Raw genomic sequence first — 18784 nt, 5'->3', positions numbered from 1 at the left:
GTCGGCGGGTCGCGCGGGGTCGGCGGGGCGCGCGGGGTCGGCGCGCTCCTCGTCAGCGCCCGACACGGAGCGTGGGCAGGCCGAGCGAGACCGGCCGCGGAGCGTCGGTGGCACCGGCCGTGGTCGGCGTCGGCACCCCGCAGCTCTCGGCCTGGGCCCGGTCCCACGCGTCGCCGGCGCGGGTGCGACGGATCCGCAGGGGCGCGTCGCCGTCGGCGAGGAGGAAGTGCGGCGCCGACCGCGTGACCTCGACCGTGACGACGTCGCCGGGCCGGGGCACGTCGGAGCCGTCCGGCACCGAGAAGTGCACGAGCCGGGAGTCCTCGGCGCGTCCGGACAGCCGCCGGGTCGCGTCGTCCTTCTTGCCTTCGCCGGTCGCGACGAGCACCTCGACCGTGCGGCCGACCTGCTTCGCGTTCTCCTCGGCGGTGATGCGCTCCTGCAGTGCGACGAGTCGCTCGTAGCGTTCCTGCACGACGTCCTTCGGCAGCTGCTCGTCCATCGTCGCCGCGGGGGTTCCCGGACGGATCGAGTACTGGAACGTGAACGCCGACGCGAAGCGCGACTGCTCGACGACGCGCAGGGTGTCCTCGAAGTCGGCGTCGGTCTCACCGGGGAACCCGACGATGATGTCGGTCGAGATCGCCGCGTGCGGGATCTTCGCCCGGACGCGGTCGAGGATGCCGAGGAACCGCTCGCTCCGGTAGCTGCGGCGCATCGCCTTGAGGACCCGGTCCGAGCCGGACTGCAACGGCATGTGCAGCTGCGGCATGACGTTCGGCGTCTCTGCCATGGCGTCGATGACGTCGTCCGTGAAGGCGGCCGGGTGCGGGCTCGTGAACCGGATCCGCTCGAGGCCGTCGATCTGCCCGGCAGCGCGCAGGAGCTTGCCGAAGGCCTGGCGGTCCCCGAACTCGACCCCGTAGGAGTTCACGTTCTGACCGAGCAGCGTCACCTCGATCGCCCCGTCGTCGACGAGCGCCTGGATCTCGGCGAGCACGTCACCCGGTCGGCGGTCCTTCTCCTTGCCGCGGAGTGACGGCACGATGCAGAACGTGCACGTGTTGTTGCAGCCGACCGAGATCGACACCCATCCGCTGTGCGTGGAGTCGCGCTTCGTCGGCAGGGTGGAGGGGAAGACGTCGAGCGACTCGAGGATCTCGATCTGCGCCTCGTCGTTGTGCCGGGCACGTTCGAGCAGGGTGGGCAGCGAGCCCATGTTGTGCGTGCCGAAGACGACGTCGACCCACGGCGCCTTCTCGAGGATGACGTTCTTGTCCTTCTGCGCCAGGCACCCGCCGACCGCGATCTGCATGCCGGGGTGCTCGCGCTTGATGCCCGCGAGCTGCCCGAGGTTGCCGTACAGCCGGTTGTCGGCGTTCTCGCGCACGGCGCACGTGTTGATGACGACGACGTCCGCCTGCTCGCCGTCGGCCGCGACGTAGCCGGCCGCCTGCAGCGACCCGCTCAACCGCTCGGAGTCGTGCACGTTCATCTGGCACCCGTAGGTGCGGACTTGGTAGGTGCGGGGGCGCGCTGCGACGGTGGCCATGGTCGTCCCAGTGTAAAACCGTCTGGACGCTACTCGAAGCGGACGGAACCGCGCGGGCCGGCCGGCGGGCGGCCACCGCCGTCGAGCGCACGCTCGACCGCGATGCGGACGACTCCGCCGTTGTAGCCCTTGCGCATCAGGAACCCGGAGAGCCGACGTTCCGCCGTGGCCCGGTCGAGGCCGCGGAGCTGGCCCGCACGCTTCTGCGCCAGTTCGATCGCGCGGACGAACTCGTCGTCCTCGTCGTCGGCAGCCGCTTCGAGTGCCGCGTCGATCGCTGCCTGGTCGATCCCGCGCCGTCGGAGTTCGGCGACGACCCCTTGCCGGCCGAGACCCTTCCGGTCGTGCAGACGGTCCACGAGGTCGGTCGCGAGTGCCACGTCGTCCACGAGACCGACACGGGTGAGTCGCTGGATCTCGAACTCGACGACGTCCGGGTCGAGGTCGTTCTTCGTCAGCATCGTCCGGAGCTCGGACTCGCTGACGCCCTTGCGCCCGAGAGCACGCATGCTCAGCCGTTCGGCATCCGCGCGCTGTTCGTCGACCGGACGGGGCGCGTCGGCCGGGTCGAGCTCGGCACCGCCGTCGATCGCGAAGACGGACGCGGTCGTGGCGTCCGCGGTGCGGTCGTCGTAGCCGTCCTGCTCAGCGCGGGCACTCCGACCAGAGCCGTCCCCCACGACGGGTGAGAGCCATTCGGCCTGAGCCCTGGCGCCCCGGACCGGCAGCGGAACCGGCGCATCGGCGTCGGCGAGGGTGTCGGCGGGAGTGTCGCTGGCGCCGCCGCTGCCGCGACCGGCGAGGGGTCCGGTGTCAGGACGGTTCGCCCGGTCGTGCGCGGCGGTGTCCGGCGTGGCAGCCGGACCGGCCGCGGGGCGACGGGACCGCGCACCGCGTGCACCGAAGAGGTCGGTGACCGGTGCGAGGCCCTCGTCGCCGTCGTGGTCGGTCGTCACGCGCCCTTGCGCTCCGCGATCTTCGGCGCGATGGAGTCGACGGGCGCCTCGACCGCTTCGGCCGACGCACCGCCGACACCGAGCTTCGCAAGGATCTTGCCCTCGATCTCGGCCGCGATCTCGGGGTTCTGGATCAGGAAGGAACGCGAGTTCTCCTTGCCCTGTCCGAGCTGGTCACCGTCGTAGGTGTACCAGGCACCCGACTTCTTGACGATGCCGTGGTCGACACCGAAGTCGAGCAACGAGCCCTCGCGCGAGATGCCCGTGCCGTACAGGATGTCGAACTCGGCCTGCTTGAAGGGCGGGGCCATCTTGTTCTTCACGACCTTGACGCGAGTGCGGTTGCCGACCGCGTCGGTGCCGCTCTTGAGCGTCTCGATGCGACGGATGTCGAGACGGACCGAGGCGTAGAACTTCAGCGCCTTGCCGCCGGCGGTGGTCTCCGGGCTACCGAAGAACACACCGATCTTCTCGCGCAGCTGGTTGATGAAGATCATCGTGGTCTGCGTCTGGTTGAGGCCACCGGCGAGCTTGCGGAGCGCCTGCGACATGAGTCGGGCCTGCAGACCGACGTGCGAGTCACCCATCTCGCCCTCGATCTCGGCACGGGGCACGAGCGCGGCGACGGAGTCGATGACGACGAGGTCGATGGAACCGGAACGGACGAGCATGTCGGCGATCTCGAGCGCCTGCTCACCGGTGTCCGGCTGGGAGACGAGCAGCGCGTCGATGTCGACACCGAGCTTCTTCGCGTACTCGGGGTCGAGCGCGTGCTCGGCGTCGATGAAGGCTGCGATGCCGCCCGCGCGCTGGGCGTTGGCGATCGCGTGCAGCGTCAGGGTCGTCTTACCCGACGACTCCGGGCCGTAGATCTCGATGATGCGGCCGCGCGGGAGTCCGCCGATGCCGAGCGCGACGTCGAGCGCGACCGACCCCGTCGGGATGGTGGCGACGGGAGCACGCTCGTCCGAGCCGAGGCGCATGACCGTGCCCTTGCCGAACTGGCGGTCGATCTGGGCGAGAGCGGTCTCGAGGGCCTTCTCGCGGTCCTGGGGTGATGGCATGGTGTGCTCCTTCGTGCTCGGTGTCGGCCGCCTGTAGGCTGTCGCGTCCACCCGGCCGATGGTGCAGGGCCGGTGCTTCAGCGACAAGGCTTCGGGCTGTTCCCGTTGACTCGAACCTAGGGCGGGCCACCGACATCACTGCCGACGGCCACGCGATCTGTGGACGAACTCACTGGACAGCGCCGCTGTGGAGGAAGCTACCACCGATCGAACACCCGTTCGAGCAACACGCCGAACAGAGTTTCGGACTCCGTGCGGGATGCGCTCCCGCGCGAGCGACGCGCCCGCCCGCCCGCCGCGCACCCGCCCGCGCCCCGCCTCACTCCCTCGGCTCCGCCAACCCCTTGCCGTGCCGCTTCTCGAGCGGGACGTCCTGCGACTCGCACAGCGCCTCCCACACGCGGCGCGCATCGATCCCCGCGTCGAGTGCCTCGGCCGCCGATCGCCCACCGAGCTCCTCGAGCACGACGTCACGGCTGACGACGGCACCGTACGCATCGCCGAACACCTGGTCGACGGCCCGCCAGAACTCACTCACACGCATCGTTCCAGCGTAGCCACGGCGCCACCCCGCGAACGACGAACGCCCCCGCCGGCGGACCGACGGGGGCGTTCTTCGAAGCGGTGGCGTCAGCGCACCGCGAGGTCGTTGTCGAACTCGGCGACGAGGTCGTCCGGGAGCGTGTCGGGGACCGGGGTGAGTCCCTCGATGACCGCGAGACGGTCACCGACCTCACGCATGATGGTCGAGATCGGGGTGTCCAGCGCGTCCGCGACGGACGCGAGGATCTCCGAGCTGGCTTCCTTCTGCCCGCGCTCGACCTCGCTGAGGTACCCGAGAGCCACGCTGGCCTTGGACGCGACCTGACGGAGGGTCCGGCCCTTCTGCAAGCGGAAGTCCCGCAGAACGTCGCCGATTTCCTGACGAACGAGAACCATGAGAACTCCTCCTCTCTGTCGTCTCCGCGCCCGCTCGGTCCGGGTGGCCGAGTTCGGGTTCAGCAACAGTAGCGTTGCCGGTTGCAGCATGCTAACCACGCTGGCTGCTCTGCTGCTGGAGATTGCGTGAGATGTAACCCAGTGGAAACGGGACCTATTCCCGGCCCCGGATCGTGGACGACATCCGTGCCAGGAGTTCGGAGACGGTCGCCCGTCGGATTGCATCGCGGTCGCCGTCGAGGTGCAGTTCGAAGGACACGGCGCCGTCTGCGTCCGCGATGCCGACGAACACGGTGCCCACGGGCTGACCGTCCTGCGGGTCCGGCCCGGCGACGCCGGTCGTGCTGATCCCCCAGGTCGCGGGCTCGCCGTCGACCGCGAGTGCCTGCCGGACACCGGATGCCATCTGCCGCGCGACCTCGGGGTCGACGGCGCCGTTCGACGCGAGCAGCGCCTCGGAGACACCGAGCACGGTGTGCTTCACGGGCGTCGCGTAGGCCACCACCCCGCCGCGGACCACCGCGCTGGCTCCGGGGACCGCCACGAGCGTCGACACGACGAGGCCGCCGGTGAGCGACTCGGCCACCGCGACGGTCTCCCCCGCGGCCGTCAGCCGGGCGACGAGGTCGCGGGCGACCGCAGCGACGTCGGCCCGGTCGTCGTCCGGGATCACGCCGCGGTCCGGTTGTGCTTCCACGCCTGGTACAGGTAGTCGATCCCGCTGAGGACGGTCGCCAGGAGCGCCGCGGTCATCAGGATGCCGTTCACCCAGTGCGCCCAGTCCCCGACGAGGTTCCACCACGGGAAGAGCGCGGCGGTCAGCGCGACGGCCTGCAGGACGGTCTTGATCTTCCCGCCCCGGCTCGCCGGGATCACCCGGTCGGAGAGGACCGCGAAGCGGAACACCGTGATGCCGATCTCACGCACCATGATCAGCAGGGTCACGTACCAGGGCAGCTCGCCGAGGATCGACAGGGCGACGAGCGCCCCACCGATGAGGACCTTGTCGGCGATCGGGTCGACGAGCTTCCCGAAGTCGGTGACGAGGTTCTGCCGCCGGGCGATGATCCCGTCGGCGCTGTCCGTCACGATCGCCACGACGAAGACGACGGCCGCCCAGATGCGCAGCGACCCGTCGGCACCGGCATCCGTCAACAGCAGCACGAAGAACAGCGGCGCCATGAGGATGCGCACGACCGTGATGATGTTCGCGACGTTGCCCGTCGACGCCGGGCCGGGGCCCTTGCGCAGGAGCCGGCCGCGCCACGGGAAGCGTGCGCCGTGCGTGGTCTCCGTGCTGTCCGAGGCGGTCATCGCACTCACTCCCTGCCCGTCAGTCCCCACGCGTCCTCATCGGGCTCGTCGTCGACCTCATCGTACCCGCGGGTCATGTCCGCCACCGGATCGGAACCGTACCGGTCGGTGTCGCCGGTCGGCGCGGACGGCGACGTCGGGACCGCGGCGGCCGGAGTGCCACCAGGACCGCCGGCAGGGGCGGGGGCGGCCGCTGCGGCACCCGCCGGTGGCTCCTCGCCCCGGAGCTTCGCGAGCACGGCCGGCAGCTGGTCGGTCGTCACGAGGACGTCGCGCGCCTTCGAGCCCTCGGAGGGCCCGACGATGTCGCGGGACTCCATGAGGTCCATGAGTCGTCCGGCCTTGGCGAACCCGACTCGGAGCTTCCGCTGCAGCATCGAGGTCGACCCGAACTGCGTCGACACGACCTGCTCGACGGCCGCGAGCAGCAGTTCGAGGTCGTCGCCGATGTCCGCGTCGATCTCCTTGCGCTCGACCACGGCCTGGACGTCCTGCCGGTACTCCGGGCGGGCCTGCCGGGTGACGTGCTGGACGACCTCGGCGACCTCGCTCTCCTGCACCCAGGCGCCCTGCACGCGCAGGGACTTCGAGGACCCCATCGGCAGGAAGAGCGCGTCGCCCTGGCCGATGAGCTTGTCGGCGCCCGGCTGGTCGAGGATGACCCGGGAGTCGGTGACGCTCGTCACCGCGAACGCGATGCGCGACGGCACGTTGGCCTTGATCAGTCCGGTGATGACGTCGACCGACGGGCGCTGCGTCGCGAGCACCAGGTGGATGCCGGCGGCTCGGGCGAGCTGGGTGATGCGGACGATCGACTCCTCGACGTCACGGGGCGCGACGAGCATCAGGTCCGCGAGCTCGTCGACGACGACGAGCAGGTACGGGTAGGGCTTGAGCTTCCGCTCGCTGCCCGCGGGCAGGATGATCTCGTTGTTGGCGATCGCCTTGTTGAAGTCGTCGACGTGCCGGAACCCGAACGACGCCAGGTCGTCGTACCGCATGTCCATCTCCTTCACGACCCACTGCAGCGCCTCGGCAGCCTTCTTGGGGTTCGTGATGATGGGCGTGATGAGGTGCGGGACGCCGGCGTAGATCGAGAGCTCGACGCGCTTCGGGTCGACGAGGACCATGCGGACCTCGGACGGCTTCGCGCGCATGAGCAGCGAGGTGATCATCGAGTTGATGAACACCGACTTGCCGGACCCCGTGGAGCCGGCGACGAGCAGGTGCGGCATCTTCGCGAGGTTCGCCACGACGAAGCCACCCTCGACGTCCTTGCCGACGCCGATGGTCATCGGGTGCTTGGACTTCCGTGCCGCGTTCGACCGCAGCACGTCGCCGAGGGACACCGTCTCGCGGTCGGTGTTCGGGATCTCGACACCGATCGCGCTCTTGCCCGGGATCGGCGAGAGGATGCGGACCTCGTTCGAGGCGACCGCGTACGACAGGTTCTTGGACAGCGCGGTGACCCGCTCCACCTTCACGCCGGGGCCGAGCTCGATCTCGTACCGGGTGACGGTCGGGCCGCGCGAGAAGCCGGTGACCTTCGCGTCCACCTTGAACTCGGTGAGGACGCTCGTGATCGCGGCGACGATGTCGTCGTTGGCCTGGCTGCGGGCGACGGACGGCGTGCCGGAGCTCAGCGTCGTCGCGGCGGGCAGCCGGTACGGAGCGGCAGGGTCCTCGTCGGGGCCGGCGACCGGGGGCAGACCGTCCGCGTCGTCCGTGGCGTCGAGCTGGGGTTCCTCGACCGGGAGCGACGGGGACACCACCGGCGACACCGCGGCGTCCGGACGGACGACCTCGGCCGCGGCGGGACGCTCCGGCACGGGGGTCCCGAAGTCGCGGAGCGCCTGCTCGGCGATCTCGAGGTCTTGTTCGACCGAGTCGTTGAGGTTGACCGAGCCCGGCTCGGCCGGTGTGTGGTCGACGAGGCCGGCCGCGGCACCGGCATCGGAACCCGCGGCGGGGGCGGCCGCCGGGGGCACGGTCGACGTCGCGCCGCTGATCACGGGGCTGTCGTACGCGGGGTCCTCTTCGCGGCCGGACTTGTTGCGGCGCCACCACGGCACGGTGCCGCCGTCGGCGTCTGCCTCGGCCGCCGCGCGCTCGTCGTCGAAGCCGAGGTCGTCGAAGAGCTGGAAGTCGGTGTCGCCCTTCGCGCCCCGCTTCTTCGTCGGCTTCGTCCGCGTCGCGGGCGTCTCGGCGACGGGTTCGTCCGTCTCGGTCGCCGGGGCCGGCGCGCCGAACAGGTACGCGTAGAGCTCGTGCAGGCGTCGGCCGATCTTGTTCGGCGGCGTCTTGGTGATGATGAAGAGCGAGAGCACGAGGAGCAGCACGGCGACCGGCACCGCCACCCACTCGGTGGCGACCGCGACCAACCAGGCGATGACGACCCAGCCGATCACGCCGCCGGCCGTCGCCAGCGCGGGCATGCCGTCCGAGGCGCGCGGCTGGCCGCCGAACACGTGGCAGAGCGCCGCGATCGAGACGAGCAGCAGCCCGAGGCCGATCCCGATCCGGGTGTTGTCGTGCACGGAGGCCGGGTGCCGGAAGAGCCAGCCGGCGAAGACGACCATGATCACGGGCAGCGCGAACGCGAGTCGTCCGAACAGGCCGCCGAACGTGTAGGCGTCGAGCGCGACCGAGACCGCGTTCGTCGGGTTGAGCCACTCGACCACGGCGCCGGCCACCGCGAGCACGAACAGCAGGAACGGGAAGCCGTCGCGTCGCTGGTCCTTCTCGAGGGTCTCGGTGCCGAGCAGCCGGAAGACCGCGCCGACGCCGTGCGCCATCGCGAGCCAGAACGTCACCAGGGGGTTCTGCTCGCGGAAGACCGGACCGGGGGCCGCCGGTGGGAGCTTCTTCGTCGTGGCCTGGGTGCGCGACGTCCCGCGCGTCCCGCTCCCACGGGACGACGAGGACGCGCGTGAGCGCGTGGTCGACTTGGTGCCTCCGGCCATGGGCAGAACCCTAAGCCCCACGCAGGACATTCCGAGGAAGCCCCGCCGCGGATGCGGTCCCCGGCGCGCGCACGCGGGTTGCAGACTCCGCCGGACGTGCCAGGAGGCGCGGCGCGCGTTCCCGACGGAACGTGCACCGCGCCTCCTGGACGGTCTCGGATGCGGCCGACGCGACGTGCGCGTCGGCCGCGGCGCGTCACGCCTCGATGACCACCGGAACGATCATCGGCCGCCGACGGTGCTTCGTGTTCACCCAGCGGCCCACGGTCCGGCGGACGACCTGCCCGAAGGCATGCCCGTCGCGCGTGCCGTTCGCGGCCGCCTCGGCCAGGGCCTTCGCGATCTGCGGACGGACGTCGTCGAAGACCGAGTCGTCCTCGGCGAAGCCGCGCGACTGGATCTCCGGGCCGACGACACACTGGCCGGTGGTGAAGTCCACCGCGGCGAAGATCGAGATGAAGCCCTCCTCCGCCAGGACCCGACGGTCCTTGAGGTCGGCGTCGGTGATCTCGCCGACGGTCGACCCGTCGACGTAGACGTACCCGATGTCGAGCTGTCCGGCGACCGTGGCGACGCCGTCCTTCAGGTCGACGACGATGCCGTCCTGGCCGAGGATGACGTTGCGCGGCGGGACACCGGTCTGGATCGCGAGGTCCGCGTTGGCGTACAGGTGGCGGTGCTCGCCGTGCACGGGCAGGACGTTGCGCGGACGCAGGATGTTGTAGCAGTAGAGCAGCTCGCCGGCAGATGCGTGCCCGGAGACGTGCACCTTCGCGTTGCCCTTGTGCACGACCTTCGCGCCGAGCTTGGTGAGCCCGTCGATCACGCGGTACACGGCGTTCTCGTTGCCGGGGATCAGCGACGAGGCGAGGATGACGGTGTCGCCCTCGCCGATCTCGATCTGGTGCTCGAGGTTCGCCATGCGGGCCAGCACGGCCATCGGCTCGCCCTGGGACCCGGTCGACATGTAGACGATCTGGTCGTCGGGGACGTTCTTCGCCTTCTTCGTGTCGATGAGCACGTTCTCGGGCACCCGGAGGTAGCCGAGGTCGGCGGCGATGGTCATGTTGCGGATCATCGAGCGACCCATGAACGCGACCTTGCGGTTCGCGGCCGCGGCGGCGTCGAGCACCTGCTGCACGCGGTGGACGTGCGACGAGAAGCTCGCCACGACGACCTTCTTGCGCGCGCGCGTGATGATGTTCTCGAGCACCGGTCCGATGTCGCGCTCGGGCGCGGTGAACCCGGGCACATCGGCGTTGGTGGAGTCCGGCAGGAACAGGTCGACGCCCTGTTCGCCGAGCCGCGCGAAGGCACGCAGGTCGGTGATGCGGTCGTCGAGCGGGAGCTGGTCCATCTTGAAGTCGCCCGTGTGCAGGACCCGACCGGCGGGGGTCGTGATCGCGACGGCGAGGGCGTCCGGGATGGAGTGGTTCACGGCCACGAACTCGAGGTGGAACGGGCCGAGCTGCTCGGTCTGGTCCTCGGCCACGACGAGCGTGTACGGCTTGATCCGGTGTTCCTTGAGCTTCGCCTCGACGAGCGCGAGGGTCAGCGTGGAGCCGATCAGGGGGATGTCGCCCTTGAGCTTCAGCAGGTACGGAACGGCGCCGATGTGGTCCTCGTGACCGTGCGTGAGCACGACACCGAGGACGTCGTCGAGACGGTCCCGGATCGGCGAGAAGTCCGGCAGGATCAGGTCGACGCCCGGCTGGTGCTCCTCGGGGAAGAGCACACCGGCGTCGACGACGAGCAGCTTGCCCTCGTACTCGTAGACGGTCATGTTGCGACCGATCTCGCCGAGTCCCCCGACGGGGATGACGCGGAGGGTGCCGGGTTCGAGCGGCTGCGGTGTGGAGATCTGTGTGGGCATTCGGTCCTACGGATTCGGGCGACACGCGGGGAGCGTGCCGCGGTGTTCGCTAGCGGGTGGTGCCTGGCACCTTCGGTAGAGCACCGCCGGCCGCTGCGTTGCGGTCGGGGCGGAAGTTGGAGAAGTCGGCGCCCGGGATGTCCCGGACGGCCTCGAGCGAGGTCTCGATGGCGTACGCCTCGGAGTCCTCGGGACCGACGAGCGGCAGGCGCACGCGGGGGCTGCCGATGCGACCGAGCCCGTGCAGCACGTACTTCGCCGCGACGGTCCCCGGGACGTGGGTCATGATCGCACGGACGAGGGGTTCGACGCGCTTGTGCTCGGCGGTCGCGGTGGCGAGGTCGCCGCGGTTCACGGCGTCGACGATGGTGCGGTACGGCGTGCTCGTGATGTTCGCGGTCACGCCGATGAGCCCCGTCGCGCCGATCGACAGGTGCGGGAGCACGTTCGTGTCGTCGCCGGAGAAGTACATGAGGTCGGTGTTGTTGAGCACCCGGGACACCTCGGCGAAGTCGCCCTTGGCGTCCTTCACGGCGAGGATGTTCGGGTGGTGCGAGGCCCGCACGATCGTCTCGTACGTGATCGGGATGCCCGTGCGTCCGGGGATGTCGTACAGGATCACCGGCAGGTCGGTGGCGTCGGCGATCATCCGGAAGTGGGTGAGCACGCCGGACTGGGTCGGCTTGTTGTAGTACGGCGTGACGATCATCACGCCGTCGGCGCCGGCCCGCTCGCTCTGCTTGTACAGGTGGATCGCGTGCGCGGTCTCGTTCGAGCCGCCGCCGGTGATGATCTTCGCGCGCCCCGCGGCGACGGACTTGCCGACCTCGACGAGCCGGAGCTTCTCGGGGTCGGTGAGCGTCGACGTCTCGCCGGTCGTCCCGGTGACGACGATGCCGTCGGCGCCGGCCGTGATGCAGTCGTCGATGTGCTGCTCGACGCCGGGCCAGTCGACCTCGCCGTCAGCCGTGAACGGGGTCACGAGGGCGACGAGGACCTGGCCGAAGGGATTCTCACGCGGGGACACGGGCACCAGCGTACCGGGGATGCGCGCGGGGGCTGCCGTCCGCGTGGACGGTGCGGTCCGGAGCGCGGGGGCCGGGAGGCGCGGCGCGGCCCCGGCTCGCATGCTGCGGCCGTGCGGCACGCGCCGAGCGCGGCACCCGGCGCTACGCGCGTCGGCGCCACTCGAGGAAGCGGTACCGCGTCCCTTCGACGCGCGACTCCTGCCACGGGCCCTCGTCGGCCAGGACCCAGGCGTCGTCGAGCTCCGGCGCGACGGTGTCGCCCGGGACCTCGACGTCGATGACCGTCTCGGACACGCGGTCGGCGAAGGGCACCCCCGCGGCGTACACCTGCCCGCCGCCCATGATCCACACCGGCTCGTCCGTGTCGAGCGCGGTCGCGAGGTCGTGCACCACCTCGGCTCCGGACGCGGCCTCGGACGTCGCCCACGCGGCGTCCCGGGTCAGCACGACGTTCCGGCGCCCCGGCAGCGGTCGGAAGCGTTGCGGCAGCGAGTCCCACGTCCGACGGCCCATGACCACGGTGGCGTCACCCGTCACCTGTCGGAAGTGCGCGAGGTCCTCCGGCACGTGCCACGGCATCCCGCCGTCCGCGCCGATGACGCCGTTCGTCGCGCGCGCCCAGACCATGCCGACACCCCGGACGGGCTCGGCCCACGAGGACGACATCAGACGGCGACCGCGGCCCGGATCGCCGGGTGGTGGTGGTACCCGACGACCGTGAAGTCCTCGTACTCGTAGTCGTCGATCGAGGCACGCGGCGCGAGCTCGAGCGTCGGCAGCGCGTACGCCGTGCGGGACAGCTGCTCCTCGACCTGCTCGACGTGGTTGTCGTAGACGTGGCAGTCGCCGCCGGTCCACACGAACTCGCCGACCTCGAGGCCGGTCTGCGCCGCGATCATGTGGGTGAGCAGCGCGTACGAGGCGATGTTGAACGGGACACCGAGGAACATGTCCGCGCTCCGCTGGTAGAGCTGGCACGAGAGCTTGCCGTCCACGACGTAGAACTGGAAGAAGGCGTGGCACGGGGCGAGGGCCATCTCGGGGATGTCGGCGACGTTCCATGCCGAGACGATCAGGCGGCGCGAGTCCGGGTTCGTTCTGATCTGCTCGATGACCTGCGCGATCTGGTCGACGTGCTCCCCCGACGGCGTCGGCCACGAGCGCCACTGCACGCCGTAGACCGGTCCGAGGTCGCCGTCCTCGTCCGCCCACTCGTTCCAGATCCGGACGCCGTGCTCCTGCAGCCAGCGGGCGTTACCGTCGCCGCGCAGGAACCACAGCAGTTCGTACGCCACCGACTTGAAGTGCACGCGCTTCGTGGTGACGAGCGGGAAGCCCTCCGCCAGGTCGTACCGGAGCTGCGCGCCGAAGAGGCTGCGGGTGCCGGTCCCGGTGCGGTCGCCCTTCGGTGTCCCCTCGGTCAGGACGCGTCGCAGCAGGTCCTCGTAGGGGGTCGGAACGGAGGCGTCGGGCAGCACGGTCTCGGTCACACGAAGAGCCTACGTCCGTTGAGTACGGTGAGCGACATGACACCGCCCCTCTCGATCCTGGTCGCCGGCGCGTCCGGCTTCATCGGCACGCCCCTCGTCCACGCCCTGCGCGAGGCGGGCCACCACGTCACCACGCTGGTGCGACGCGAACCGCGCACCGCGAGCGAGTTCCGCTGGTCCCCCGGCTCCCGGAAGCTCGATCCCGCGATCCTCGACGGGGCCGACGTCGTGATCAACCTCGCCGGGGCGAACATCGGCAAGCTCCCCTGGACCGAGTCGTACAAGCAGGAGATCCTCCGCTCGCGGGTCTCCGCCACCGACACGCTGGTCGAGGCGATGCGCCGCGCGACGAACCCGCCGGCCCTGTTCCTGTCCGGGTCGGCCTCCGGCGTGTACGGCGACCGCCCCGCCGACGTGCTCGCCGACGACGCAGCCGCCGGCACGGGCTTCCTCGCCGAGGTCTGCACCGCCTGGGAGGCCGCCGCGAACGCCGCACCGGACGCGGTCCGCGTGGTGACGCTCCGTACCGGCATCGTGGTCGGCAAGGGCGGCGGCGCGCTCGCCCCCCTCGTCCCGCTCACGAAGGCCGGCATGGGCGGTCGGCTCGGCACCGGCGGACAGTACTGGCCGTGGATCGCGCTCGAGGACGAGGTCGGCGCGATCGTGCACCTGGCGACGAGCCCGGACGCAGCCGACGTCGTCGGGCCCGTGAACCTCGCCGGCCCCGAGGCCGCCGTGTCCGACCGCATCACCAAGCGCGTCGCCGAGGACCTGCACCGGCCCTACCTGTTCCGGATCCCCGAGTTCGCGCTCCGGCTCCTGCTGCAGCAGGCCGCCGACGAGATGCTCCTGTCGAACCAGCAGATGGTGCCGACGAAGCTGCTGGAGTCCGGGTACGCGTTCCGGTACCAGCGCGCCGAGGACGCGGTCGACGCCGCGTTCTGACGCGACCGGCTGACGGATTGAAGGCGCGGAGCGGGCCCGCACCGCGCCTCCCGTCAGGACACGCGTGCCCTGGTGAGCGCTTCGCGCATCGCGGCCCGCGCCCGCTTGCGGTCACCGGCGGCGTCGTAGACGACGCCGAGGCGGTACCAGCCGCGCCAGTCGGCCGGATCGTCCTCGACGGCGGCCCGGTACTGCGGGAAGAGCTCGTCGGCCGCCTCACGCATGGGGCGACCCGATGGCCGGACCGGCACGACGTCGGCCGGGGCCCCGCCCTCGCGCTCCAGCCGGGCGCCGAGCCGCGTGATGCGCAGCCCGAAGCGGAACTCGAGCACGAGCAGCAGCGCGCCGATCGCCGCGACGACGAAGAGCGCGACACCGATGCCGATGCCGATCGGGATGCCGGTCGCGATGAACGCCACCGCGCGCTGCCCGACGAGGACGATGTAGAGCGCGAGGAGCAGCGCCATGAGCGCGGCGCCCCAGAAGGGCGAACGGAGCAACCGGGGCAGGCGCACGGCGTCAGCCGATGCCGAGGACGCTGCCGAGGCCGACCGTGAGGCCGCGCATCGAGCCCACGGCGGACAGTGCCGCCCGGATGCCGGCGACGTAGGCGACGTCGTCGTTGGTGTCGTGCCGGATGGTCAGGGTCTCGCCGGGGCCGCTCAGCACCACGTCCTGCACGGCCGTCACGCCCGGCAGCCGGAGCGAGTGGATCGGGACGCTCGCGACCTGCTGCCCGCGAGCGCGCTGGTCGACGTGGGGTGCGTCGACCGGACCGACCTCGCGGCGGGCGTCGGCGATGAGCTCGGCGGTGCGGACGGCGGTGCCGGACGGGGAGTCGATCTTGCCGGCGTGGTGCGTCTCGACGATCTCCACCGAGGGGAACCACGGTGCGGCGATGGTCGCGAGGTGTGTGCCGAGGACCGACCCGATCGAGAAGTTCGGGACCACGAAGACGCCCTGCTCCGGGCGTTCCTCGAGCCCCGCACGGAGCGTCGCGAGTCGGGCGCCGGACCACCCGGACGTGCCGACGAGCACGTTGGCGCCGCTCGCGAGGGCGTTGTCCACGATCGCCGGGCTGAGGGCCGGGACGGTCACGTCCACCACGATCGCCGCCCCGCCGAACACGTCGGGCCCGGCTTCGTGCGCACCGTCCTTCGAGGACAGGCTCGTGACGAGCTCGAAGTCGGGCAGTTCCTCGACGACGGCGGCCACGAGGCCCCCGAGACGACCGGTGGCGCCGACGACGGCGACGGGAGTGACCATGCCCACCATCCTAGGATCGACGCATGACGCTCGAGGTCAGGACCGTGCCGGCAGACACCCCCGAGGTCGACGCGCTGCTCGACGCATACCTCGACGAACGCGAGGCCACGTTCCCGAGCGCGCAGGGCTCCTACGCCAGGAAGCGGACCCCCGCGGCCGAGTTCACCCCGCCACGCGGCACCTTCGTCGTCGCGTCCGAGGACGGCCGGGCCGTCGGGTGCGGCGGGCTGCGGCGGATCGCGGACGACGGCGACGACGTCCGGTTCGAGGTGAAGCACGTGTTCGTGACCCCGGACGGCCGCGGGCACGGGGTGGCGACGGCGGTGATGGACGCGCTCGAGGCCGGTGGGGCGGCGCTCGGCGCGACCGCGATCGTGCTCGACACGAACGACTCCCTCGTCGCCGCGGGGGCGATGTACCGGAGTCGGGGCTACGAGCGGGTGCCCGCGTTCAACGACAACCCGAACGCGACCGCCTGGTACCTCAAGCCGGTGCGCTGAGGCGGGTCGCGCCTCCTGGACGGCCCCGCGGCGGCGGCCGCTAGACGGGCTGGCCCACCGGCAGCCCGGTGCGGAGCTCGACCGGCAGGTGCGCCAGGTCGTTCAGCGCGACCACCTCGGCCGGCTTGGCCGATCGGATCCGGATGATGGTGAGCGCCGTGTGCGCGACGTTCGTCCCCATCCAGCGCCACTCCGGTGCCTGGAACGCCTCGCGCACGAACCAGCCGATGACGGCGTTGTGGGTGATGAGCAGGTCGTGCCGGTCCTCGCGCGCCGGGGTGAACCACTCGGCGACCGCGTCGCCCATCTGGGCCTGGCCGGCGATGATCTCCTCTTCGGTGATGCCGCCGTACCAGCCCTGGTACGCGTGCGGCATGTCCGGCGTCGGTCCGGAGGGGATGCAGTCGAAGAGCAGCGTCGAGGGTTCCGGTTCGATCGCCGGCAGGCGCTGCGCCAGGAAGGACGCGGTCTCGCTCGGCGCCTCGAGCGGCGAGTGGTAGACGCCGTCGAAGGGCACGCCGCCGAGGCGGTCCGCGACGAGCATCGCCTGACGCTTGCCGCGTTCGGACAGCCGGCCGTCCCGGAGTCCGTGTTCCGCGTCCTGGTGCTCACCGTGTCGGACGAGGTAGAGGTAGTGCGACATGTCGGTGCTCAACCGCCGATCCCGATCGCTTCCGCGAGTTCGTCCTGCTGCACCGCGCCGACCACCGAGGTGATCGTGGGGCGGGTCAGGAGGTCACGGGCCAGCTCGAGGACGTCGTCGGTGGTGACCTGGTCCACCCGCTCGAGGGCGGTGGCGAGGTCGGTGAACTCCCCCGTGCCGAGCTCGGAGCGGCCGAGCCGGGTCATCCGGGCGTCGGAGTCCTCGAGCGAGAGCGTGAGCGCACCCTCGATCTGCCCCTTCGCGCGGCGCAGCTCGTCGCTCGTGATGCCGTCGTCGACCATGCGGCGGAACTCGGCGTCGACGATCTCGATGACACCGGCGACGTTGTCGGGCGCACATCCGGCGTAGACGCCGAAGGCGCCGTTGTCGAGGTAGGCGGGCGCGAAGGAGCTCACCGCGTAGGCGAGCCCGCGGCGCTCGCGGACCTCTTGGAAGAGGCGCGAGCTCATGCCGCCGCCGAGCACGGCGTTCAGGACGCTGAGGACCGGACGCCGCTCGTCGCGGAGGTCGAGGCCCTGCGAGCCGCGCAGCATCGAGACCTGCTCGGTCGGACGGTGCACGACCGAGAGCTTCGGGACGGCGGGGTCGGCGACGGGCTGCGGCGAGCGGCGTGCCAGCGGGGAGGCCTTGGGCGCCCCCTGGAACTCGGCCTCCACCAGCGCGCAGAACCGGTCGTGGTCGACCGCTCCGGCCGCGGTGACGACGATGCCGTTCGGGGCGTAGTGCTCGCGGTAGTGGGCGAGCACCTCGTCGCGCTGCACGGCGCGGATGCTCTCGGGCGTGCCGCCGATCGGTCGGCCGAGGGCGTGCCCGTCGAACGCGGCGGCGAAGAACGCCTCGCCCGCGACGTCGGCCGGGTCGTCGGCCGCCATCGCCAGCTCTTCGAGGATGACCCCGCGCTCGACGTCGAACGCGGCCTCGTCGAGGACGGACCCCGTGACCATGTCACCGATGACCGCGACGGCCATCGGGACGTCGGCGTCCCGGACCCGCGAGTAGTAGCAGGTGTACTCCTTGGCGGTCGCGGCGTTGTGCTCGCCGCCGACGGAGTCGAACGAGATCGCGATGTCGAGCGCGGAGCGGGTCGCGGTGCCCTTGAACAGCAGGTGCTCGAGGAAGTGCGTCGAGCCGTACTGGCCGTCGCGCTCGTCGCGGGATCCCACCCCGACCCAGAAGCCGAGGCTCGTCGAACTGGCCCCCGGCATGGACTCGGTCAGGACCCGCACGCCGGACGGGAGGACGGTTCGGCGGACGAAGGCGCCCCCGGACGTCAGGAACGACGTGTCCGGGGCCTCGAGCGGCAACGGCACTGGGTGGTTCATCGCAGACGAGCCTACTGACCCCGGAGCGGCCATCGCCCAGTTTCCACAGGCACCCGGCCTGTCACTCGAAGTGGGGTACAGAAATAGAGGATAGAAAGACTCGTCTGTCTGTCCTCACTGTGGTACAGTTTCGTCACCGGATCGGAAGCCCCCCTAAATTCCGATCCGGTGGCTCGGGACATCAGTCCTCACGCGGTACGAGTCCCCCCGCTCCGCCGCGGAGCCGATGAGTCCAAGGAGAGCCACGCTGTGACGGTCGATTCCCCCCAACCGACCGTCCAGCGTCTCCCTGGCCCGAGCACGAACCTCGCGTCGCCGGACGGGTCGAGCGTCCCCCCGGCTCCCCGCTCCGGCGGCGCGAAGGTCCGTATCCTCGAGACCGCGACGCGGCTCTTCTACGAGGAGGGCATCCACGGCGTCGGCGTCGACCGTCTCATCTCCGAGGCGAGCGTCACGAAGGCGACGTTCTACAAGCACTACGGGTCGAAGGACAACCTGATCCTGGCCTACATCCGGACGCAGCACGAGCGCGTGCAGCAACGGATGGAGCAGCTCATCACCGACGCCGGCTCCCCCGAGGCCGCCGTGCGTGCGTGGGTCGCCGCCCTCACCGACGAGGTGAACGACCCCGAGTTCCGCGGCTGCGCGTTCCTCAACGCGGCGGCCGAGTACCACGATGCGCGCGACCCCGTCCGCGAGGTCGTCGCCATGCACCGTGACTGGTACACGGAGCGGCTGGCCGACCTGCTGCAGGCATCGGGCCACGCGCTCCCCGGCGACGGCGCGGACGAGCTCATGCTCGCGCGCGACGGCGCCATGTCCGGCGCGTACGCCGGCGACGCGATCGCGGCGACGGCGGCCCTCGGCCGCGTCGTCGAGCGCGTGCTCGCGGCCTGACGGCGCGGCGG

The 18784-nt window shown here is 71.1% G+C and carries 19 protein-coding genes; 3 read left to right on the top strand and 16 right to left on the bottom strand.

All coding sequences use genetic code 11. The features are described 5' to 3' along the window. Positions 1-52: 52 nt before the first annotated feature. From miaB to ACNQOV_RS16805, 12 genes are all read right to left on the bottom strand, one after another. Positions 53-1552 (bottom strand): tRNA (N6-isopentenyl adenosine(37)-C2)-methylthiotransferase MiaB, encoded by a 1500-nt coding sequence (gene miaB, locus ACNQOV_RS16860; protein WP_416395990.1) that lies wholly within the window; start codon positions 1550-1552, stop codon positions 53-55. 29 nt (positions 1553-1581) lie between these two features. Continuing rightward, on the bottom strand, positions 1582-2508 hold the full coding sequence (locus ACNQOV_RS16855; protein ID WP_416395988.1) for a regulatory protein RecX: 927 nt from the start codon (positions 2506-2508) through the stop codon (positions 1582-1584). Continuing rightward, entirely contained in the window at positions 2505-3572 is a 1068-nt protein-coding gene (recA, locus tag ACNQOV_RS16850; RefSeq protein ID WP_022907382.1) for a recombinase RecA, read from the bottom strand. Before recA ends, ACNQOV_RS16855 begins: the two co-directional genes overlap by 4 nt. 319 nt (positions 3573-3891) lie before the next feature. Further along, entirely contained in the window at positions 3892-4116 is a 225-nt protein-coding gene (locus tag ACNQOV_RS16845) for a DUF3046 domain-containing protein (RefSeq protein WP_416395986.1), read from the bottom strand. An 86-nt stretch (positions 4117-4202) separates the two neighbouring features. After that, positions 4203-4511 (bottom strand): helix-turn-helix domain-containing protein, encoded by a 309-nt coding sequence (locus tag ACNQOV_RS16840; protein ID WP_022907384.1) that lies wholly within the window; start codon positions 4509-4511, stop codon positions 4203-4205. A 154-nt stretch (positions 4512-4665) separates the two neighbouring features. Next, complete coding sequence (locus tag ACNQOV_RS16835) at positions 4666-5208, bottom strand: CinA family protein (RefSeq protein ID WP_416395983.1); 543 nt, start codon at positions 5206-5208, stop codon at positions 4666-4668. After that, a complete protein-coding gene (gene pgsA / locus ACNQOV_RS16830) occupies positions 5181-5834 on the bottom strand; it encodes a CDP-diacylglycerol--glycerol-3-phosphate 3-phosphatidyltransferase (RefSeq protein WP_416395981.1) in 654 nt (217 codons plus the stop codon). The genes ACNQOV_RS16835 and pgsA overlap by 28 nt, the downstream gene beginning before the upstream one ends. Then, a complete protein-coding gene (locus ACNQOV_RS16825; protein ID WP_416395979.1) occupies positions 5831-8788 on the bottom strand; it encodes a DNA translocase FtsK in 2958 nt (985 codons plus the stop codon). Before ACNQOV_RS16825 ends, pgsA begins: the two co-directional genes overlap by 4 nt. Before the next feature lie 196 nt (positions 8789-8984). Then, positions 8985-10661, bottom strand: a complete 1677-nt coding sequence (locus tag ACNQOV_RS16820; RefSeq protein WP_022907388.1) for a ribonuclease J — start codon at positions 10659-10661, stop codon at positions 8985-8987. Between the two features lie 49 nt (positions 10662-10710). Further along, the gene (dapA, locus tag ACNQOV_RS16815; protein WP_031262666.1) at positions 10711-11688 is read right to left on the bottom strand and encodes a 4-hydroxy-tetrahydrodipicolinate synthase; all 978 of its coding nucleotides are present in this window, start codon (positions 11686-11688) and stop codon (positions 10711-10713) included. 142 nt (positions 11689-11830) lie between these two features. Next, on the bottom strand, positions 11831-12355 hold the full coding sequence (locus ACNQOV_RS16810; RefSeq protein WP_416395977.1) for a dihydrofolate reductase: 525 nt from the start codon (positions 12353-12355) through the stop codon (positions 11831-11833). Further along, complete coding sequence (locus ACNQOV_RS16805; RefSeq protein ID WP_416395975.1) at positions 12355-13179, bottom strand: thymidylate synthase; 825 nt, start codon at positions 13177-13179, stop codon at positions 12355-12357. The genes ACNQOV_RS16810 and ACNQOV_RS16805 overlap by 1 nt, the downstream gene beginning before the upstream one ends. Before the next feature lie 36 nt (positions 13180-13215). On the opposite strand from ACNQOV_RS16805, the gene ACNQOV_RS16800 reads away from it, so the two are divergent. Further along, on the top strand, positions 13216-14124 hold the full coding sequence (locus ACNQOV_RS16800; protein WP_402263943.1) for a TIGR01777 family oxidoreductase: 909 nt from the start codon (positions 13216-13218) through the stop codon (positions 14122-14124). Between the two features lie 53 nt (positions 14125-14177). Here ACNQOV_RS16800 and ACNQOV_RS16795 read toward each other — a convergent pair whose 3' ends face one another. Together ACNQOV_RS16795 and dapB are read right to left on the bottom strand one after the other, a co-directional pair. Next, positions 14178-14639 (bottom strand): tetratricopeptide repeat protein, encoded by a 462-nt coding sequence (locus ACNQOV_RS16795; RefSeq protein WP_416395972.1) that lies wholly within the window; start codon positions 14637-14639, stop codon positions 14178-14180. 4 nt (positions 14640-14643) lie between these two features. Then, positions 14644-15390, bottom strand: coding sequence for a 4-hydroxy-tetrahydrodipicolinate reductase (dapB, locus tag ACNQOV_RS16790; protein WP_402263949.1), 747 nt, complete (start codon positions 15388-15390; stop codon positions 14644-14646). A gap of 23 nt (positions 15391-15413) precedes the next feature. Between dapB and ACNQOV_RS16785 the strand changes: the two genes are divergently transcribed. Next, positions 15414-15890 (top strand): GNAT family N-acetyltransferase, encoded by a 477-nt coding sequence (locus tag ACNQOV_RS16785; protein ID WP_416395970.1) that lies wholly within the window; start codon positions 15414-15416, stop codon positions 15888-15890. 40 nt (positions 15891-15930) lie between these two features. On the opposite strand, the gene ACNQOV_RS16780 is transcribed toward ACNQOV_RS16785, so the two are convergent. After that, on the bottom strand, positions 15931-16533 hold the full coding sequence (locus ACNQOV_RS16780; protein ID WP_031261117.1) for a histidine phosphatase family protein: 603 nt from the start codon (positions 16531-16533) through the stop codon (positions 15931-15933). Positions 16534-16541: 8 nt separating this feature from the next. Continuing rightward, entirely contained in the window at positions 16542-17876 is a 1335-nt protein-coding gene (locus ACNQOV_RS16775) for a M16 family metallopeptidase (protein WP_402263955.1), read from the bottom strand. A 249-nt stretch (positions 17877-18125) separates the two neighbouring features. Here ACNQOV_RS16775 and ACNQOV_RS16770 point away from each other — a divergent pair, with 249 nt between their 5' ends. Continuing rightward, complete coding sequence (locus ACNQOV_RS16770) at positions 18126-18773, top strand: TetR/AcrR family transcriptional regulator (RefSeq protein ID WP_402263958.1); 648 nt, start codon at positions 18126-18128, stop codon at positions 18771-18773. The last annotated feature ends 11 nt before the right edge of the window (positions 18774-18784 follow it).

The organism is Curtobacterium sp. LFS084 (assembly GCF_047977705.1).
Taxonomy (GTDB): domain Bacteria; phylum Actinomycetota; class Actinomycetes; order Actinomycetales; family Microbacteriaceae; genus Curtobacterium.
This window is presented reverse-complemented; position numbering and strand designations above follow the sequence as displayed.